We start from the raw sequence: 14,357 nt of genomic DNA on the forward strand, positions 1-14,357 counted from the left end.
AGGCGACAGCGAAGCGCATAGCTCCTTGTCCCAGGCAGTGTAGACGACATGCGCCGTCATCGCCATCGGTGCGTCAGAAAGCCGGATGAAGGGCGCGAGATCGGCCTCCAGCTCCTCCTCGCTCGCCGTCACCACTGGCAGCGCATGGTGGGAGTCGGCAAGCGCCCGGCCATGGCCCGGCACATGCTTGACCACACCGACCACTCCGCCTGCCTGGAGGCCATCGAGCATCGCCCGACCGAGTGCTGCCACCTGCAGCGGCTCGGCACCAAGCGCCCGGTCACCGATGACGTCATGGGCGCCCGGCACCGGCACGTCGAGCACGGGCAGGCAATCGACGGTGATGCCAAGGTCAGCGAGGATCCGGGCGATGGCCTCGGCATTGGCGCGCGCTGCTGCCATCGCTGTTGCCGGTGCTCGCGCCCAGGCGTCGGCAAACCGCGCACCGGGCGGAAAGGCCGGCCAGGGCGGCGAGGCAAGCCGCGCCACGCGCCCGCCCTCCTGGTCAATGAGGATGGGAAGCTGCGCATTGCCGGCAAGAGCCTTGAGCGAATCCGTCAGCGCCCGCACCTGCTCTGGCGCCTCGATATTGCGCCGGAAAAGGATGTAGCCAGCCGGCTGGCAACCTTGGAACAGCGCGCGCTCATCTTCGCTAAGCACGGTTCCAGAAAGCCCGAAGATAACCGGAATCATCGCGCATCCCCAGGGCCCACGGCCTGCCCCGGCCGCGCTCCCGACTTGTGCCCAAGACGGCGGGCTGACACTCTCGTCGCCCTCATGACGCCATCCCCTCCTTTGCGTCGCGCCCGGCGGGCATCGCCATGCTCTCCCTGGTCCCCTTGCATCTTGTGGCAGTTTCATTATGGAAGCCCGCTCGATTCCGCCAGCAGGTTCTGCCGTCGGCGCGGGCGGCGTTCCGCTCAGTTCAGGTTCCAAAGGTGCCAGATGGCCGTTCCCAAGCGAAAGACCTCGCCCTCGCGGCGCAACATGCGGCGCAGCCACCATGCGTTGAAGCCCGTGATGGTGATGGAGTGCCCCAATTGCGGCGAGCTCAAGCTGCCGCACCATGTCTGCCCGGCCTGCGGCTTCTACGACGGCCGCGAAGTCCTCGCCCAGCCCGGGGCGTGATCGCAGCCGCCGTGCGCGCGCCTGCGACGGCTGCTGCCACTGGCGCTCCTCCCGCGCGTCCGCAATGAGTCGCACCCACCTCGTCGCGCTCGACTGCATGGGCGGTGACCATGGGCCCGAGATCGTGCTCGCCGGCGCCGAGATCGCCCGCACCCGCTATCCGGACCTTCGCTTCCGCCTCTATGGCCAGGAGGCGCCCGTCCGTGCCGCGCTTGCGCATGCGCCCAAGGTGGCAGCGGAAGCCGAGATCGTGGCGGTCGAGGGAGTCGTCCTTGGCACGGACAAGCCAAGCCAGGCGATCCGCCGGGCCCGCACCACCTCCATGGGCCAGGCGATCGAGGCGGTCCGATCCGCCGAGGCCGTTGCCGCCGTCTCCGCTGGCAACACTGGCGCCTTGATGGCGATGGCCAAGATTGCCTTGCGCACCCTGGCAGGAATCGATCGCCCGGCGCTCGTTGCCCTCATGCCCACGATGCGCGCGGACTCCGTCGTGCTCGATCTCGGCGCCAATACCGAGTGCCGGGCAGGAAACCTTGTCGAGTTCGCCGTCATGGGCGCCGCCTTCGCCCGCACTGTCCTTGCCCTCGAGCGTCCTCGCGTTGCCCTTCTCAACATCGGCGAGGAAGACATGAAGGGCACCGACGAGCTGAAGGAGGCTGCCCGCCTGCTGCGCGCTGCCGCCGTCGACCTGCCGCTCGAGTTCACGGGCTTCGTTGAAGGCAATGGCATCGGCAAGGGGGAAGTCGACGTGATCGTCACCGACGGCTTCTCCGGCAATATCGCCTTGAAGACGGCCGAAGGCACCGCCAATCTGGTGACAGGCCTCCTTGGTCGCGCTTACCGCGCCTCCTGGCGCACCCGGCTTGGCGCACTCCTTTCAAGACCGGCCCTGCGCGCCTTGAAAGACCAGCTTGATCCCAACAACCACAATGGCGCCGTCTTCCTCGGCCTGAACGGCGTTGTCGTCAAAAGCCATGGCGCGGCTGACACGCGCGGCTTTGCCAACGCGATCTGCGTTGCCCGCGACCTCGTCGCCGACAACATCCTCGGCCGCATCCGCGACGACATGGCGAATTTCCGCGCCCATCTTCCCGCCGAGGTCCGCGCTGGCGATGGCGCCAGCTCGGCCGACGCTGCTTGAGCCCCGGTGACGCACAACCTCATCACGGGCACCGGCAGCGCCCTTCCGGCCACGCGCGTTGCAAACGACGACCTCGCCTCTCGCCTCGACACGTCCGACAGCTGGATCCGCGAGCGCACCGGAATCCGCGCCCGCCGCATCGCCGATCCCGCGACCACCACCGCCGACCTTGCGACCGAAGCTGCCGCCCGCGCCCTCGAAGCCGCTGGCCTTGAAGCCGGCGCCATCGATCTCGTCGTGCTCGCCACCGCCACGCCCGATCTCACCTTCCCGGCCACCGCCGCCCGGGTCCAGGCCCGGCTCGGGATAACCCGCGGCGCCGCCTTTGATATCGCCGCCGTCTGCTCAGGCTTTATCTACGCGCTTGCAGTTGCAGACAGCCTCCTCAAGGCCGGCCAGGGCAGCCGCGCGCTTGTCATCGGCGCCGAGACCTTCAGCCGCTTGCTCGACTGGGACGACCGCGCAACGGCCGTCCTGTTCGGCGATGGCGCTGGCGCCGTCGTGCTCGAGACGCGCGCCGCCGTGCCAGGCGAAACGCCGCGCGGAATCCTCGCCAGCAGGCTCCACGCCGATGGCCGCCATGAAGGCCTGCTCTATGTCGACGGCGGCCCTGGCACGACCGGCACTGTCGGCAAGCTCCGCATGGCCGGGCGCGACGTCTTCCGCCATGCCGTCCACAATCTCACAAGCGTTGTCGACGAGATCCTCGCGGAAGCCCAGTTGGGAGTCGAGGCCATCGACTGGATCATCCCGCACCAGGCCAATCTTCGCATCATTGAGGCAACAGCCAAAAAACTCGGCTTTCCCATGGCGAAAGTGATCGTCACCGTCGATGAGCACGCCAACACATCCGCCGCCTCGGTCCCGCTCGCACTCGATGTCGCCGTGCGGGACGGCCGCATCCGGCCCGGCCAGCTCTGCCTTCTTGAAGCGATGGGCGGTGGCTTCACATGGGGCGCACTCCTTTTGCGCATGTGAAACCTTCGCTGCAAGGGCGTTGCGCGCAGCATCTTTCGCTTTCCTCGTCCGTCGGTTAGATTGGGTTGAGGAGGGGCCCCCATGCCGGAAACGCCAACGCTCACCCGTGCCGAACTCGCCGAACGGCTCAACCGGGAGATCGGCCTGTCGCGTGCCGAGTCGGCCGAGCTTGTCGAGCAGGTGCTCGATGCCATCGCCGATGCCCTTGTTGCGGGCCAGAATGTCAAGCTGAGCTCGTTCGGCAGTTTCCTGCTGCGCGCCAAGGGCCAGCGGATCGGGCGCAACCCAAAGACGGGAGTCGTGGTCCCCATCGAGCCCCGGGTGACCTTGAGTTTTCGCCCCAGCCAGATCCTGCGCCAGAAGATTAACGGCGGCGCATGAACGCAACGCTCGGGCTTCAACCCGGCGCCAAGGCGCCTCTGGCCTTGCGCACCATCAGCGAGGTCTCGGCCGAACTCGGCGTGCCCCAGCACATCCTCCGCTTCTGGGAGAGCCGCTTTCCAGACTTGAAGCCGCTGAAACGCGGCGGCAACCGCCGCTACTATCGCCCGGCCGATGTTGAGCTCTGCCGCGCCCTCCACCAGCTGCTCCACGCCGATGGCTATACGGTGAAAGGAGTCCAGAAGCTGATTGCTGCCGAAGGCGCAAAGGCGCTTGCTGCGCGCATCGCGGGTATACGAGCGCTGCAAGATCCAGACCCAGCGTCCGATGCGCCTGCCTCCGTCGCCCCAGCCCCGGGCCCCCGAGCCCAGCTTCTTGCGATCCGCAACCGCCTGGCCCGCGCCCTCGGGGAACCGGCCCGCACGTGAGAAGCATCGCCATCTTCAGTCTGAAGGGCGGAGTCGGAAAAACGACAGCAGCCGTCAACCTCGCGCACGCTGCTGCCACTGCCGGCGGCCGCCGTACCCTCTTGTGGGACCTGGACTCGCAGGCAGCCGCCACCCTCCTGCTCCGCTCCCAACCCGGTTTGCGCACCAAAGCCCGGGCTGCCCTCGCCGGCGATCAGCCGCTTGCAGCCCTCGTTGAGCCCACCCAGTTTGCCAACTTGTCGCTGCTCCCTGCCGATCGCAGCCTGCGCCGGCTTGAAGGCGACCTCGCCCGCGCTGACCGGGGCGGGGTCATCCGGCGTCACCTGAAAGCGCTTGCGCCGCGCTTCGACCGCATCCTCATCGACTCCCCACCTGGCCGCTCCACCCTTGCCGACGAGCTCTTCCGTGCTGTCGATCTCCTCGTCGTCCCTTCGATCCCGGCTCCGCTTTCGGCTGCAGCCGAAGCCGCGCTCGCCGACGAGCTCGACCGGCTCGGCAAGGCCGCCCCGCCGCTGCTCCTGTTCTGGAACATGGCCGACCGCCGCCGGCTCCTCCACCGCACCCTTCTCGATTCCCACCCGGATCGTCTGGCGATCCCTTCTGCGGCAGCCGTTGAGGCGATGACGGCGCGCCAGGCCCCCCTTGGCGCCTTCGCGCCCCAAAGCCCGGTTGCCCGCAGTTTCGCCCAGCTCTGGTCGGCCGTCGAAATGGCCCTTCTCAAGAGCTGAGCGCAGCCTTCGTCGCAGGCGCGGGCAGGGCGGCTTGCCCTGGCGCATCAGGCGCCAGCGGCAGCTTGACTCGGGCCCGCAGTCCACGAGGCTCCAGGTTCTGCAAGATCACGCTGCCGCCATGGGCGCGTGCCACGGTTGCTGCAATCGGCAGCCCGAGCCCGGTCCCGCCGCGGTTGCGGTTGCGCGAGGGCTCGGCGCGGTAGAAGGGCTCGAACACTCGCACAAGATCCGCCGGCGGCAACCCCGGACCCTGGTCGCAAATGTCCACCAGCGCCTGGCCGTCGCGCGCTGCAACCGCAACGGTCACCTTGCCACCATAGGTCAGGGCATTCTGCATCAGGTTGGCAAACAGCCGTTTGAGCGAAACCGGATCGCCGGCAACCACCACTGGCCCCTCCATGGCAAGCGCAAGGTCGATCGCGCTGCCCACTTCCTCGATCACCTGCTCCACCAGCGAGACAAGCTCGATTGGCACCTTCTCGCCCACGATTGAGGCACCCCGCACATAGGCAAGGGTCGAGGCGACCAGCTGGTCGAGCTCGCGGATATCGCCCATCATGGGCTCGGCCACCTCGGCTGGCAGGGACTCGATCCGGAACGCAAGCCGCATGAGCGGAGTGCGGAAATCATGCGCAAGCGCCCCCACCATCGCCGTCCGCTCCGCCAAATACGTGTTGAGCCGCTGCGCCATGCCAGCAAGCGCCTGGCTTGCCAGTTTCGCCTCCAGCGGGGCCTCAACCATCGGCATGGGAACCGAGGGGTCCTTCCCGACCTGTTCGGCCGCCCGCGCGAACTGCGCAAACGGCTTCGCCAGCACGCGGGAAAGCCACCAGGCCACCGGCAGCATCACCAGCGCCCCCAGCAGGAAAAGGAGCACATAGCGCTTCTCCACCGTGTCGAAGATGCCCTCCCCGCGCGGCGACCAGGCCCGCCAGCGGCCGTCACTCCCGCGCACCGAGACCGTGAAATCGCCCACCAGCACAGGCTGGAGGTTGGGCCGGCCGGCCTCGCCAGTATCAATCAGGATGTAGCGGTCGCGCTGCATCCGTGCCATCGTCACATGGACGTCGGCCGGCGCCACCCCGATCCGCGCTGCGATTTCGGCGGCAACCCTTGCCTCACCGGGCTTGTGCGGCCGCTGCGGCGCGCGCAGGAGCGTCTCCTCCTGCAATTGCCCCGGAGTCCCGGTCAGCTGCCGCTCGATGGCAGCAAGACCCATGGCCCGGGGGCCACCCGGGCGCACGGCAACAAGAAGCCCAGCTGCGACCAGTTGCGCCACCAGCAAGGTCAGCAGCACCAGCCCGAAGATGGCAAGAAACAGCGGGGGCGAGAGCCGCCGCATCAGCCCCAGACCGGCTTCCCCGTGAACTTGTAGCCGCCGTTCCGGACCGTCTGGATGAGGTCGCCGGCAGACCCCGGCTCGGTTGCGAGCTTGCGCCGCAACCGGCTCACTTGCACGTCGACCGAGCGGCCGCCGGCCTCCTCGGCCCCGGCAAGCTCGAGCAGGGTATCGCGTGAAAGCGTCTCGCCAGGATGCTCGACGAAATGTTTGAGCAGCAGGAACTCGCCGTCCGACAAGTGCACGAGAACCCCCGAAGGAGACTTGAGCTTGCGGTGCACAAGGTCGAGCGACCAGCCGCGGAAGGCAACGCTGGTGCCGGCATGGCTTCCCGCCTGCCGGCGCCGCAGCACGGCGCGAATCCGCGCCAAAAGCTCGCGGGGATTGCAGGGCTTGGCGAGATAGTCATCGGCCCCGCGCTCCAGCCCCTCGATCCGGTCGGTCACATCCCCCATCGCGGAGAGCACCACGACTGCAGGGGAAAGCGCGCCGGGTGTCATCCGCTTCAGCGCATCCAGCCCATGCTCGCCCGGCAGCATGAGGTCGAGCACCACAAGATCATAGGGCGCGCCTTCAGCTGCTGCATCGGCAAGCGCCCGGTCCATCCCCGAGGCGTCCTCCACTCCGTCGACTTCAAACCCCTCGCGGCGCAAGTAGGTGCAAACGAGCGATCTTATGCCTTGATCATCATCGACGAGAAGGATGCGGCCATCGCGCGCGCGCTCACCTCCTGTCGCGATGCTTCTCATGTCCTTGTCCATAGCCAGAATGGCAGCCGCCTCCAAGCCCCGCAGCTCCCCGTCTGGCCGTTGAACGTTGGGCCGCGCTTGCGCCTCCCTCCAGCCTGACCTAGGCGCGCTTGCGGATGCCCACGCGCCCCCTGCTGCTTTTCGTCCTTATCCTTGCACTCGCCAGTGGCGCTGCCTGGTGGCAGTTTGGCCGCTCCGCCAGCACGGCCGAGCGCTACCAGACGGAGCCCGTCGTGCGCGGCGACCTCGCCGAGCGGATCAGTGCCAATGGCACCATCAATCCCGTCACCCTCGTCAACGTCGGAGTCCAGGTCTCGGGCACGGTGGAGAAGCTCCATGCCGACTTCAACGACCGCGTCGCCAAGGGCCAGGTCCTGCTCGAACTCGATCCCCGCCTGTTCCGGGCCCGCCTCCTCCAGTCGGAAGCCAATCTCGCCCGCGCCAAAGCCCACGCTGAGCTTGCCGAAGCAAACCGGAAGCGAGCCGAGGAATTGCTCGCCCGCGGGTTCGTCAGCGGCCAGGCCTATGACCAGGCGGTCGCCAACGCCGCTGTCACCGCCGCCGAAGTCAAGGCCGCGGAAGCTGCCGTCGCCCAGGATCGCGCCAATCTCGGCTTCTCGGTGGTCCGCTCGCCCGTTGCCGGAGTCATCGTCAGCCGCGATGTCGCAGTCGGCCAGACCGTTGCTGCCAGTTTCCAGACCCCGACTCTTTTTACCATCGCTGCTGATCTCACCCGCATGCAGATCGAGGCCGCAGTTGCCGAGTCCGACATCGCCAAAGTGAAGGTCGGCCAGGAGGTCAGCTTCACGGTCGATGCCTGGGGCCAGCGCCGCTTCCGCGGCAAAGTCGAGCAGATCCGCCTCAATCCCAGCACCCAGCAGAATGTCGTCACCTTCACGGTCGTCATCGCTGTCAACAACCCGGATGGTGCCTTGCTTCCAGGCATGACAGCAACGGCAAGCTTCAGCGTGAAAGATCACCAGAATGTCCTCTTGATCCCCAATTCTGCGCTTGCCTTCCGCCCGGCCGACTTCGACCCGCGCACCGCGCGCGAGGCTGGCAGTGGCCGGTCTGCTGCAGCCGGCAGGGCCGGGTCCATTCGCAGCCCTGCCCAAAGCGAGGCACAAGAGGGCTTCCCTGCGACCGTCTTCGTCCTTGGCAAGGGTGGCCGGCCCGAGCCCCGGCGGCTGCGGGTCGGCGCTTCCGACGATGATAACAGCATCGTCCTCACCGGCGACATCCGTGAGGGCGAACAGGTCATCGTTGCTGACCGTGAGAACCCGAAGAGCGGCAGCGGCGGCCGGCCCGTAAGCGGCGCTGGCGTCCGCCCAGGCGGCAGCTGATGGCCACCCCCCTTCTTGCGCTTGATTCGATCGTCAAGGACTATCCGTCTGAGGCCGGCACCTTCCGGGCGCTGCACGGCATCAGCATGACTGTCATGCCAGGCGAGCTTCTCGCCATCATGGGCCCCTCCGGCTCAGGCAAGTCCACTCTCATGAACATCATCGGTGCACTGGATACGCCGAGCAGCGGCCGTTTCCATTTTGCCGGCGAAGAGACGTCAACGCTTTCAGAGCCGGCGCTTGCGGCACTGCGCAACCGCGCCATCGGTTTCGTCTTCCAGCAGTTCAACCTCCTCCCCCGCCTCACTGCCCGCGACAATGTGGCCCTGCCGCTCATCTACGCTGGCCTCCCCCGCCGCGACCGCCTCGCCCGCGCCAACGCGCTTCTCGCCCGAGTGGGCCTTGCCGAGCGCACCCGCTCGCGCCCATCCCAGCTCTCCGGCGGCCAGCAGCAGCGGGTCGCGATTGCCCGCGCCCTCGCAGCCGACCCGCGCCTCCTCCTTGCCGACGAGCCAACAGGCGCTCTCGACACAAGGACCGGCGCCGAGATCCTCGGCCTGTTCAAGGCACTCAACCGCGAGGCCGGCGTCACCGTCATCCTCGTCACCCATGATCCTGGCGTTGCCGCTGCAACCGACCGCGTGGTCCGCATCCAGGACGGCCAGATCCTCTACGATGGCTTTCCCACGCCAGAAGCCCTGGCTGGCGCTGCCGGCCACCACTATGATGCGGTGTCGTGAACGCGCCACTCCCCTTGCCGGAAGTCCAGCCCATCGCCCGCCCCGGCATGGTCTCCTTGCTCGGGCCGATGCTGGCCGAGGCCGTCGGCGCGCTCCTGGCCAACCGCCTGCGCTCGGGCCTGACCATGCTTGGCATGGTCATCGGCGTTGCTGCCGTCATCCTCATGCTTGCCATCGGCAAAGGCGTGGAAGGCCAGGTCAGCCGCTCGATCGCCGCCTTGGGCTCCAACCTCCTCATCGTCAACTCGGGCGCTGCGCGCACGGGTGGCGGCTTCAGCCAGGGCGCCGGCTCCCGCCCGACGCTCACCCTTGACGATGCCGAAGCCATCGCCCGCCTGCCCGATGTGATCGCCGCTGCCCCCACTTCGAGCTTCACGGCCCAGGTCGTTGCCGGCCCCACCAACTGGCTGACGCAAGTCACCACATCGACTCCGGCCTGGTTCACGGTCCAGAACTGGTATCCGGAAGAGGGCCGCGCCTTCTCCGCCATGGAAGAACGCCAGGCCGCCCGTGTCGCCGTCATCGGCCAGACGACAGCGCGCGAACTGTTTGGCGCCAGCAATCCGCTTGGCGAGCAGATCCGCGTGCGTGGAGTGAGCTTTACCGTCATCGGCATCCTTCCCGAACGCGGCCAGGGCATCGGCGGGATCGACCGCGACGATGTCGTCGTCCTGCCCTTGACCGCCTCGCTCCGCCTCGTCCAGGGCGGCGGCGCCTTCCGCCGCTTCGTGCGCTCCATCTCGGTTGCGGTTGCAACGCCTGAGGCCATGCCGGGAGTCGAAGCTGCCATGAGCGACTTGCTCCGCCGCCGCCACGGCCTTTCCCCGCGCGAGGAAAATGACTTCGCCATCACGAACCTGACGGCAGTGGGCGAGACCTTCCAGGAGACCACCAGTGCCATCTCGCTGCTTCTTGGCGCCATCGGCGGGATCAGCCTCGTCGTCGGCGGCATCGGCATCATGAACATCATGCTGGTCTCGGTCACCGAGCGCACGCGCGAGATCGGAATCCGCATGGCGCTCGGCGCCCCGCGCGCCGCCATCCGGCTCCAGTTCCTGCTCGAAGCCCTCATGCTCAGCATCGTCGGCTGCGCTGCCGGCGTCCTGCTCGGCACTGGCCTTGCCATGGCCGCCTCGGAGTTTCTCCCCTTCCCGACCATCATCTCGCCAGCCTCGGTCATCGCCGCCTTCGCCATCTCGGCCGCCGTTGGCATTTTCTTTGGCTGGTATCCCGCCACTCGCGCTGCCCGCCTCTCCCCCATTGAGGCGCTGCGAAGCTAGGCACATGCATCCGCGGCCGCGCGGATCGCGGCGAAGCGGGCGAGCGCCACCTCCCGCGCCTCCCGGTGATCAACAATCGGCGCAACCGCCTCCAGGCTCCCATATTCCGGCGCCCAGCGCGCAACATAGCCCATGGCATCGAACCGCTCGGCCTGGAGGACGGGCGCAAAGATCCGGTAATAGGGCTGCGAGTCCACCCCCGCGCCCGTCACCCACTGCCAGCCCATGGCATTGTTCATGAGGTCGGCGTCAACAAGGGTGTCCCAGAACCATTGCTCGCCCTCGCGCCAGTCGATCCCGAGATGCTTTACGAGAAAGCTCGCGACCACCATCCGCACCCGGTTGTGCATCCACCCCGTCTGCCACAGCTGGCGCATGCCGGCATCCACCAGCGGATAGCCGGTCCGCCCCTGCTGCCAGGCCCGAAGCCACCCCCGCCCCGGCTCGGTTGCAACATCGGTCCATTCCATCCGGTCAAACGCCGGGCGGTGTGGCACCCGGTGCGAATCCGGGTGCTGGCGCACCATCTCATGGGCAAAGTCGCGCCACACCAGCTGCCGCTGCCAGTCCTCCGCCCCGGCCCGCCCCTCGACCGCATGCCAGCAAGCCCGCGCTGACACTTCGCCGAAATGGAGATGGGCAGAAAGCCGTGAGGTCGCCTCCTCGGAAGGAAAATCCCGCCGCGCGCCATAGGCCCCGACTTTTGGCACAAAGGCAGCAAGGGCGGCCTTGGCCCCTGCTTCCCCAGGCACGCCCGCAAACCCGCTTGCCCAGCGCGGGTTGAAGCGCGGCAGCGGCTTCTCCGGCACGGCGGCAAACCGCATCTCCCGCGGCGCCGGCTCGGGCACTTCTGGCGGCCCCAGCGCCACATGCGCCCGCCAATAGGGCGTGAACACGCGAAACGGCGCCCCGCTCCTGGTCACGACAGCTCCAGCCGGCTGCAGGGTTGGCCAGCCGTGCAGCTGCAACAGCGGGGCAAGCCTTGCTTCCACTGGCCCCCACCAGGGCTCCGTTGCCCGCGTTGCATGAATGGCCCGCGCTCCCGTCTCCCGGGCAAGGCTCGCCAGCACTTCGGCTGCCCGGCCTTCCACCACCAGCAGCCGCCCGCCGCGCGCCCTGAGTTCCCCATCAAGTGCGGCAAGGCTGCGCGTCAGCCACCAGCGCGACGCCCCGCCCAGCGGCCGCACGCCTTCGCTCCTATCGTCAAAGACATAGACGGGAAGCACAGGCCCCGCCGCTGCCGCTGCTGCCACCGCCGGCTGGTCGTCGAGCCTGAGATCGTTCCGGAACCAGAGAATCTCCACCATTGCTGCCCCATGCGCTGACGGCTTGCTCGCGGCAACGCGGCAAACTAGGCGGCGCCATGCCCGCTTTCGCCTATGTGAACGGCCGCTATCTGCCGCTCGCCCATGCCAGCCTGCCAGTTGAAGACCGCGGCACCCAGTTCGCTGATGCCGTGTACGAAGTCATCGCCATGTTCGGAAGCCAGCCGCTCGACTGGCGAGCACACTGCTGGCGCCTGCGCCGTGGGCTTGCTGCCCTTTTCATCGCGGGCGCGCCGGAAGAGCCTGCCCTTGCGCACATCGCGAAGACCCTGTGGCGCCGCGCCCGCCTCGAAGATGGCCTCCTCTACATCCAGGTCAGCCGCGGCACTGCCAGGCGCGACCATGGCTTCCCGGCCAACACGGCTCCCAACCTTGTCATGACGGCGCGCGCCTTCGATTTCCGCCAGCGCCTGCGCCAGCAGCAGACGGGCGTTGCCGTCGTCTCGCTTCCTGACCAGAGGTGGCAGCGCTGCGACCTCAAGACGACCGGCTTGCTTGGCGCGGTCCTTGGCAAGGCCGAAGCGCGGCGCCTTGGTGCGTTTGAGGCCATGTTTTACCGCGAAGACGGAACCGTCACCGAAGGTGCCAGCACCAACATGTGGCTGGTCGAGCCTTCCGGCACCCTCGTCACCCACCCGCTCTCGGCCCATATCCTCCCCGGCGTCATGCGCGAGACGGTCCTGCGCCTCGCCCGCGACGCCCAGTTCACGGTCGCCGAGCGCCCATTTACGCTCGCGCAAGCACGCACAGCACCCGAGCTCTTCCTCACCTCGACCACTGGCCCGCTTCTCCCCATCACCCGCCTTGATGGCCGCCCGGTTGGCACTGGCACCGCGCACGCGGGCATCCCCGGCCCCACCGCCACCCGCCTCGCCACCCTGCTGTGGAACGAAATCACCCGCCAGACTGGCTGGCACCCCTGATCTGGTCTTGCCGCCATTGGCAAGACTTGCCAGTTTCCCGCTTCCACGGGAATTGCCATGGCAGAAAGTGCGTCAGCTCTGCGCATCTATCCTATCTTCCGATCAAGCTTTGAGCTGACGGATCGAGATGCCTACGCCAAAGCCGTCACCATTGTCCGTGACTGGATCACTTCGAAATGCGGGCCGGGTTTCCATCTCGGCCAGGGAGACCATGTCCCTTTCGAGTCCTGCGAAGCCCGCGGGACCATCCGTGAGGTCCCCCACGAGGATGGGCGCATCTTCGCCGCCCGTCTCGAGGATCTGCGTGAAGCCGGGAGCGGGCGGACATGGGTCACCGACCTTTTTGTCGAATCCCGCGAAAAGGTCCTGGTCCGCTTCGGTGCTGAACTGCGATTGACCGCTGCCCAGTCCGCCGGCGAGCGTTTCAGCCACAGCCGGCCGCGCGTGGTGCGGGATATTCTCTCTGCTCTCTCCGCCGAGGCTGATGGCGTCGCCCTGACCGAGGCCGCCGAGACCGTCACACTCGAGGATTTTCCCGCCTTCCTCGAACTCCTCACCCGCCAGCGTCGCCTCCCCGTTGTCGCCATCTCCCGCGATGAAGCGGGTGCGCTTGCGATCGATGCGGGCAGCATCGCCCGCGATCTCGCCGGCGGCGCCCATCTGCGAATCCTCGAGGCCGAAGCTTCCTGGGAACTCACCCGGCGATTGGGCAAGTCCTGGTCCGTCTATAACCGCGCCACCCGCCTCTACCTTCCCGGCGTCTCGGAAGACGATGATCCGTTCCGCCACCCGCTCCTGCTCTTTTCTCCCTCAAGGGGCGAGAAGGCGCATCGCGCCTGGCTTGCCGAACGCGTCCTGCCCTTCGGCTTCCGGGACCGCGACCAGGACGCCCGCTTCTGGCGTATCGGCCTCCTGCAACGCCTCGCCCACCCAGCCCAGGCAGGGACTGCTGAGGAAGTCGAGATGCTGAAGGCACAGCTTGCCGAGCTTTCGCGGGACAAGCAGTCGGCCGAAAGCCTCATGGAGGAGGCCAACGCCGCCAAGGAGAAAGCCGAAGCAGAAGCCTCAAGGCTTCAGAACGAATTGGACCAGCTGCGCGCCAGTCTTGCCGCCCTGCCATCGGCCGCGCCCGCGCAAGGAGCGAGCGCAGCCGATGTTGCGCCGCTGATTAGAGGCGCGCTCACGGTCCCCGCCGCGCTCCGCCTGGTCGAGCGGTTGTTCCCAGACCGTCTTGTCGTTCTCGCTTCCGCGCACTCGGCGGCAGCACAGTCGGTGCATTTCCATCTGCCGGAGCGGGCACTCGACCTCTTGTGGAAACTGGCCACCACCTACTGGGCGGAGCTTGCCGGTGGTCGGGGCGATGTCGAGGCGCACAAGGTCTTTGGCAAGGCCTATGCCCCCAAGGAAACCCAGGTCCTGTCGAAACGCGGCCGGTCGCTTCGCACCTTCCGCTGGAACGGCACCGACATCTTCATGGAACGGCACCTGAAGATCGGGGTCAAGGACAGCGCCGCTGAGACTCTCCGCATCCATTTCCACTGGGACGGCGATAGGAACCAGATCATCATCGGCCACTGCGGCCCGCACCTGGACTTCTAGGCCCGCCTCCCCAGCCCCTCTGCCAGCAGCCGGTTTGCCCGCAGCACCACTTCGGCCGGGTCCGGGTCGCCGTCTGCGGCCCACAGCACATAGCGAAGCCCCAGGAACACGTTCATGCCTGCAATCGCCCAAGCCTCCACCTCGCCCACCCCGGCGCTGAGCTCGCCCGCCTCAACGCCTGCCCGCAGCCGCTCGGCAATCCGCCCCACCGTTCGCAGATAATGGGCCTGGTGGGCATCCGCTGCCACGAACTCGGCTTCGTCGATAATGCG

General features: G+C 67.6%; 15 protein-coding genes and 1 pseudogene. 11 read left to right on the top strand and 5 right to left on the bottom strand.

Annotated elements, in window-relative coordinates:
* A partial coding sequence (locus ACWIQA_RS06965) for a glycoside hydrolase family 3 N-terminal domain-containing protein (protein ID WP_448582347.1) occupies positions 1-693 on the bottom strand: 693 nt, incomplete at its 3' end.
* Positions 694-945: 252 nt separating this feature from the next.
* On the opposite strand from ACWIQA_RS06965, the gene rpmF reads away from it, so the two are divergent.
* From rpmF to ACWIQA_RS06995, 6 genes are all read left to right on the top strand, one after another.
* Positions 946-1,128: a 50S ribosomal protein L32 gene (rpmF, locus tag ACWIQA_RS06970; RefSeq protein WP_448582348.1), complete on the top strand. Its 183-nt coding sequence runs from the start codon at positions 946-948 to the stop codon at positions 1,126-1,128.
* Positions 1,129-1,192: 64 nt separating this feature from the next.
* Positions 1,193-2,269: a phosphate acyltransferase PlsX gene (gene plsX / locus ACWIQA_RS06975; protein WP_448582349.1), complete on the top strand. Its 1,077-nt coding sequence runs from the start codon at positions 1,193-1,195 to the stop codon at positions 2,267-2,269.
* A gap of 6 nt (positions 2,270-2,275) precedes the next feature.
* Positions 2,276-3,247, top strand: a complete 972-nt coding sequence (locus ACWIQA_RS06980) for a beta-ketoacyl-ACP synthase III (RefSeq protein WP_448582350.1) — start codon at positions 2,276-2,278, stop codon at positions 3,245-3,247.
* A gap of 81 nt (positions 3,248-3,328) precedes the next feature.
* Positions 3,329-3,628, top strand: coding sequence for an integration host factor subunit alpha (locus tag ACWIQA_RS06985; RefSeq protein WP_448582351.1), 300 nt, complete (start codon positions 3,329-3,331; stop codon positions 3,626-3,628).
* On the top strand, positions 3,625-4,056 hold the full coding sequence (locus ACWIQA_RS06990; RefSeq protein ID WP_448582352.1) for a MerR family transcriptional regulator: 432 nt from the start codon (positions 3,625-3,627) through the stop codon (positions 4,054-4,056). The genes ACWIQA_RS06985 and ACWIQA_RS06990 overlap by 4 nt, the downstream gene beginning before the upstream one ends.
* Positions 4,053-4,784 carry a ParA family protein gene (locus ACWIQA_RS06995; RefSeq protein ID WP_448582353.1) on the top strand — a complete coding sequence of 244 codons (732 nt, stop codon included), beginning with the start codon at positions 4,053-4,055 and terminating at the stop codon, positions 4,782-4,784. Before ACWIQA_RS06990 ends, ACWIQA_RS06995 begins: the two co-directional genes overlap by 4 nt.
* On the opposite strand, the gene ACWIQA_RS07000 is transcribed toward ACWIQA_RS06995, so the two are convergent.
* Both ACWIQA_RS07000 and ACWIQA_RS07005 read right to left on the bottom strand, forming a co-directional pair.
* Positions 4,774-6,129, bottom strand: coding sequence for a sensor histidine kinase (locus ACWIQA_RS07000; RefSeq protein ID WP_448582354.1), 1,356 nt, complete (start codon positions 6,127-6,129; stop codon positions 4,774-4,776). The two genes, ACWIQA_RS06995 and ACWIQA_RS07000, sit on opposite strands and share 11 nt — an antisense overlap.
* Positions 6,129-6,875: a response regulator gene (locus tag ACWIQA_RS07005; protein WP_448582355.1), complete on the bottom strand. Its 747-nt coding sequence runs from the start codon at positions 6,873-6,875 to the stop codon at positions 6,129-6,131. Before ACWIQA_RS07005 ends, ACWIQA_RS07000 begins: the two co-directional genes overlap by 1 nt.
* A gap of 116 nt (positions 6,876-6,991) precedes the next feature.
* On the opposite strand from ACWIQA_RS07005, the gene ACWIQA_RS07010 reads away from it, so the two are divergent.
* Genes ACWIQA_RS07010 through ACWIQA_RS07020 form a run of 3 tightly spaced genes read left to right on the top strand, consistent with a single transcriptional unit; the run spans position 6,992 to position 10,238 of the window.
* Positions 6,992-8,218 (top strand): efflux RND transporter periplasmic adaptor subunit, encoded by a 1,227-nt coding sequence (locus ACWIQA_RS07010; RefSeq protein WP_448582356.1) that lies wholly within the window; start codon positions 6,992-6,994, stop codon positions 8,216-8,218.
* Positions 8,218-8,958, top strand: coding sequence for an ABC transporter ATP-binding protein (locus ACWIQA_RS07015; protein ID WP_448582357.1), 741 nt, complete (start codon positions 8,218-8,220; stop codon positions 8,956-8,958). The genes ACWIQA_RS07010 and ACWIQA_RS07015 overlap by 1 nt, the downstream gene beginning before the upstream one ends.
* On the top strand, positions 8,955-10,238 hold the full coding sequence (locus tag ACWIQA_RS07020) for an ABC transporter permease (RefSeq protein ID WP_448582358.1): 1,284 nt from the start codon (positions 8,955-8,957) through the stop codon (positions 10,236-10,238). The genes ACWIQA_RS07015 and ACWIQA_RS07020 overlap by 4 nt, the downstream gene beginning before the upstream one ends.
* On the opposite strand, the gene ACWIQA_RS07025 is transcribed toward ACWIQA_RS07020, so the two are convergent.
* Positions 10,235-11,545 (bottom strand): cryptochrome/photolyase family protein, encoded by a 1,311-nt coding sequence (locus tag ACWIQA_RS07025; RefSeq protein ID WP_448582359.1) that lies wholly within the window; start codon positions 11,543-11,545, stop codon positions 10,235-10,237. The genes ACWIQA_RS07020 and ACWIQA_RS07025 overlap by 4 nt on opposite strands.
* Positions 11,546-11,601: 56 nt before the next feature.
* Here ACWIQA_RS07025 and ACWIQA_RS07030 point away from each other — a divergent pair, with 56 nt between their 5' ends.
* Positions 11,602-12,486 (top strand): aminotransferase class IV, encoded by an 885-nt coding sequence (locus ACWIQA_RS07030; RefSeq protein WP_448582360.1) that lies wholly within the window; start codon positions 11,602-11,604, stop codon positions 12,484-12,486.
* A 57-nt stretch (positions 12,487-12,543) separates the two neighbouring features.
* A complete protein-coding gene (locus tag ACWIQA_RS07035) occupies positions 12,544-14,085 on the top strand; it encodes a hypothetical protein (RefSeq protein WP_448582361.1) in 1,542 nt (513 codons plus the stop codon).
* On the opposite strand, the pseudogene ACWIQA_RS07040 reads toward ACWIQA_RS07035, so the two are convergent.
* Positions 14,082-14,357: pseudogene (locus ACWIQA_RS07040) on the bottom strand (TetR/AcrR family transcriptional regulator); the annotation flags it as partial. The gene ACWIQA_RS07035 and the pseudogene ACWIQA_RS07040 sit on opposite strands and share 4 nt — an antisense overlap.

The organism is Thermaurantiacus sp. (assembly GCF_053487655.1).

Excerpts from the sequence above, each read along its gene's own strand:
- rpmF (WP_448582348.1), top strand. The coding sequence starts at position 946 with ATGGCCGTTCCCAAGCGAAAGACCTCGCCCTCGCGGCGCAACATGCGG.
- plsX (WP_448582349.1), top strand. The coding sequence starts at position 1,193 with ATGAGTCGCACCCACCTCGTCGCGCTCGACTGCATGGGCGGTGACCAT.
- ACWIQA_RS06985 (WP_448582351.1), top strand. The coding sequence starts at position 3,329 with ATGCCGGAAACGCCAACGCTCACCCGTGCCGAACTCGCCGAACGGCTC.
- ACWIQA_RS06990 (WP_448582352.1), top strand. The coding sequence starts at position 3,625 with ATGAACGCAACGCTCGGGCTTCAACCCGGCGCCAAGGCGCCTCTGGCC.
- ACWIQA_RS07000 (WP_448582354.1), bottom strand. The coding sequence starts at position 6,129 with ATGCGGCGGCTCTCGCCCCCGCTGTTTCTTGCCATCTTCGGGCTGGTG.
- ACWIQA_RS07005 (WP_448582355.1), bottom strand. The coding sequence starts at position 6,875 with ATGAGAAGCATCGCGACAGGAGGTGAGCGCGCGCGCGATGGCCGCATC.
- ACWIQA_RS07010 (WP_448582356.1), top strand. The coding sequence starts at position 6,992 with ATGCCCACGCGCCCCCTGCTGCTTTTCGTCCTTATCCTTGCACTCGCC.
- ACWIQA_RS07015 (WP_448582357.1), top strand. The coding sequence starts at position 8,218 with ATGGCCACCCCCCTTCTTGCGCTTGATTCGATCGTCAAGGACTATCCG.
- ACWIQA_RS07025 (WP_448582359.1), bottom strand. The coding sequence starts at position 11,545 with ATGGTGGAGATTCTCTGGTTCCGGAACGATCTCAGGCTCGACGACCAG.
- ACWIQA_RS07030 (WP_448582360.1), top strand. The coding sequence starts at position 11,602 with ATGCCCGCTTTCGCCTATGTGAACGGCCGCTATCTGCCGCTCGCCCAT.
- ACWIQA_RS07035 (WP_448582361.1), top strand. The coding sequence starts at position 12,544 with ATGGCAGAAAGTGCGTCAGCTCTGCGCATCTATCCTATCTTCCGATCA.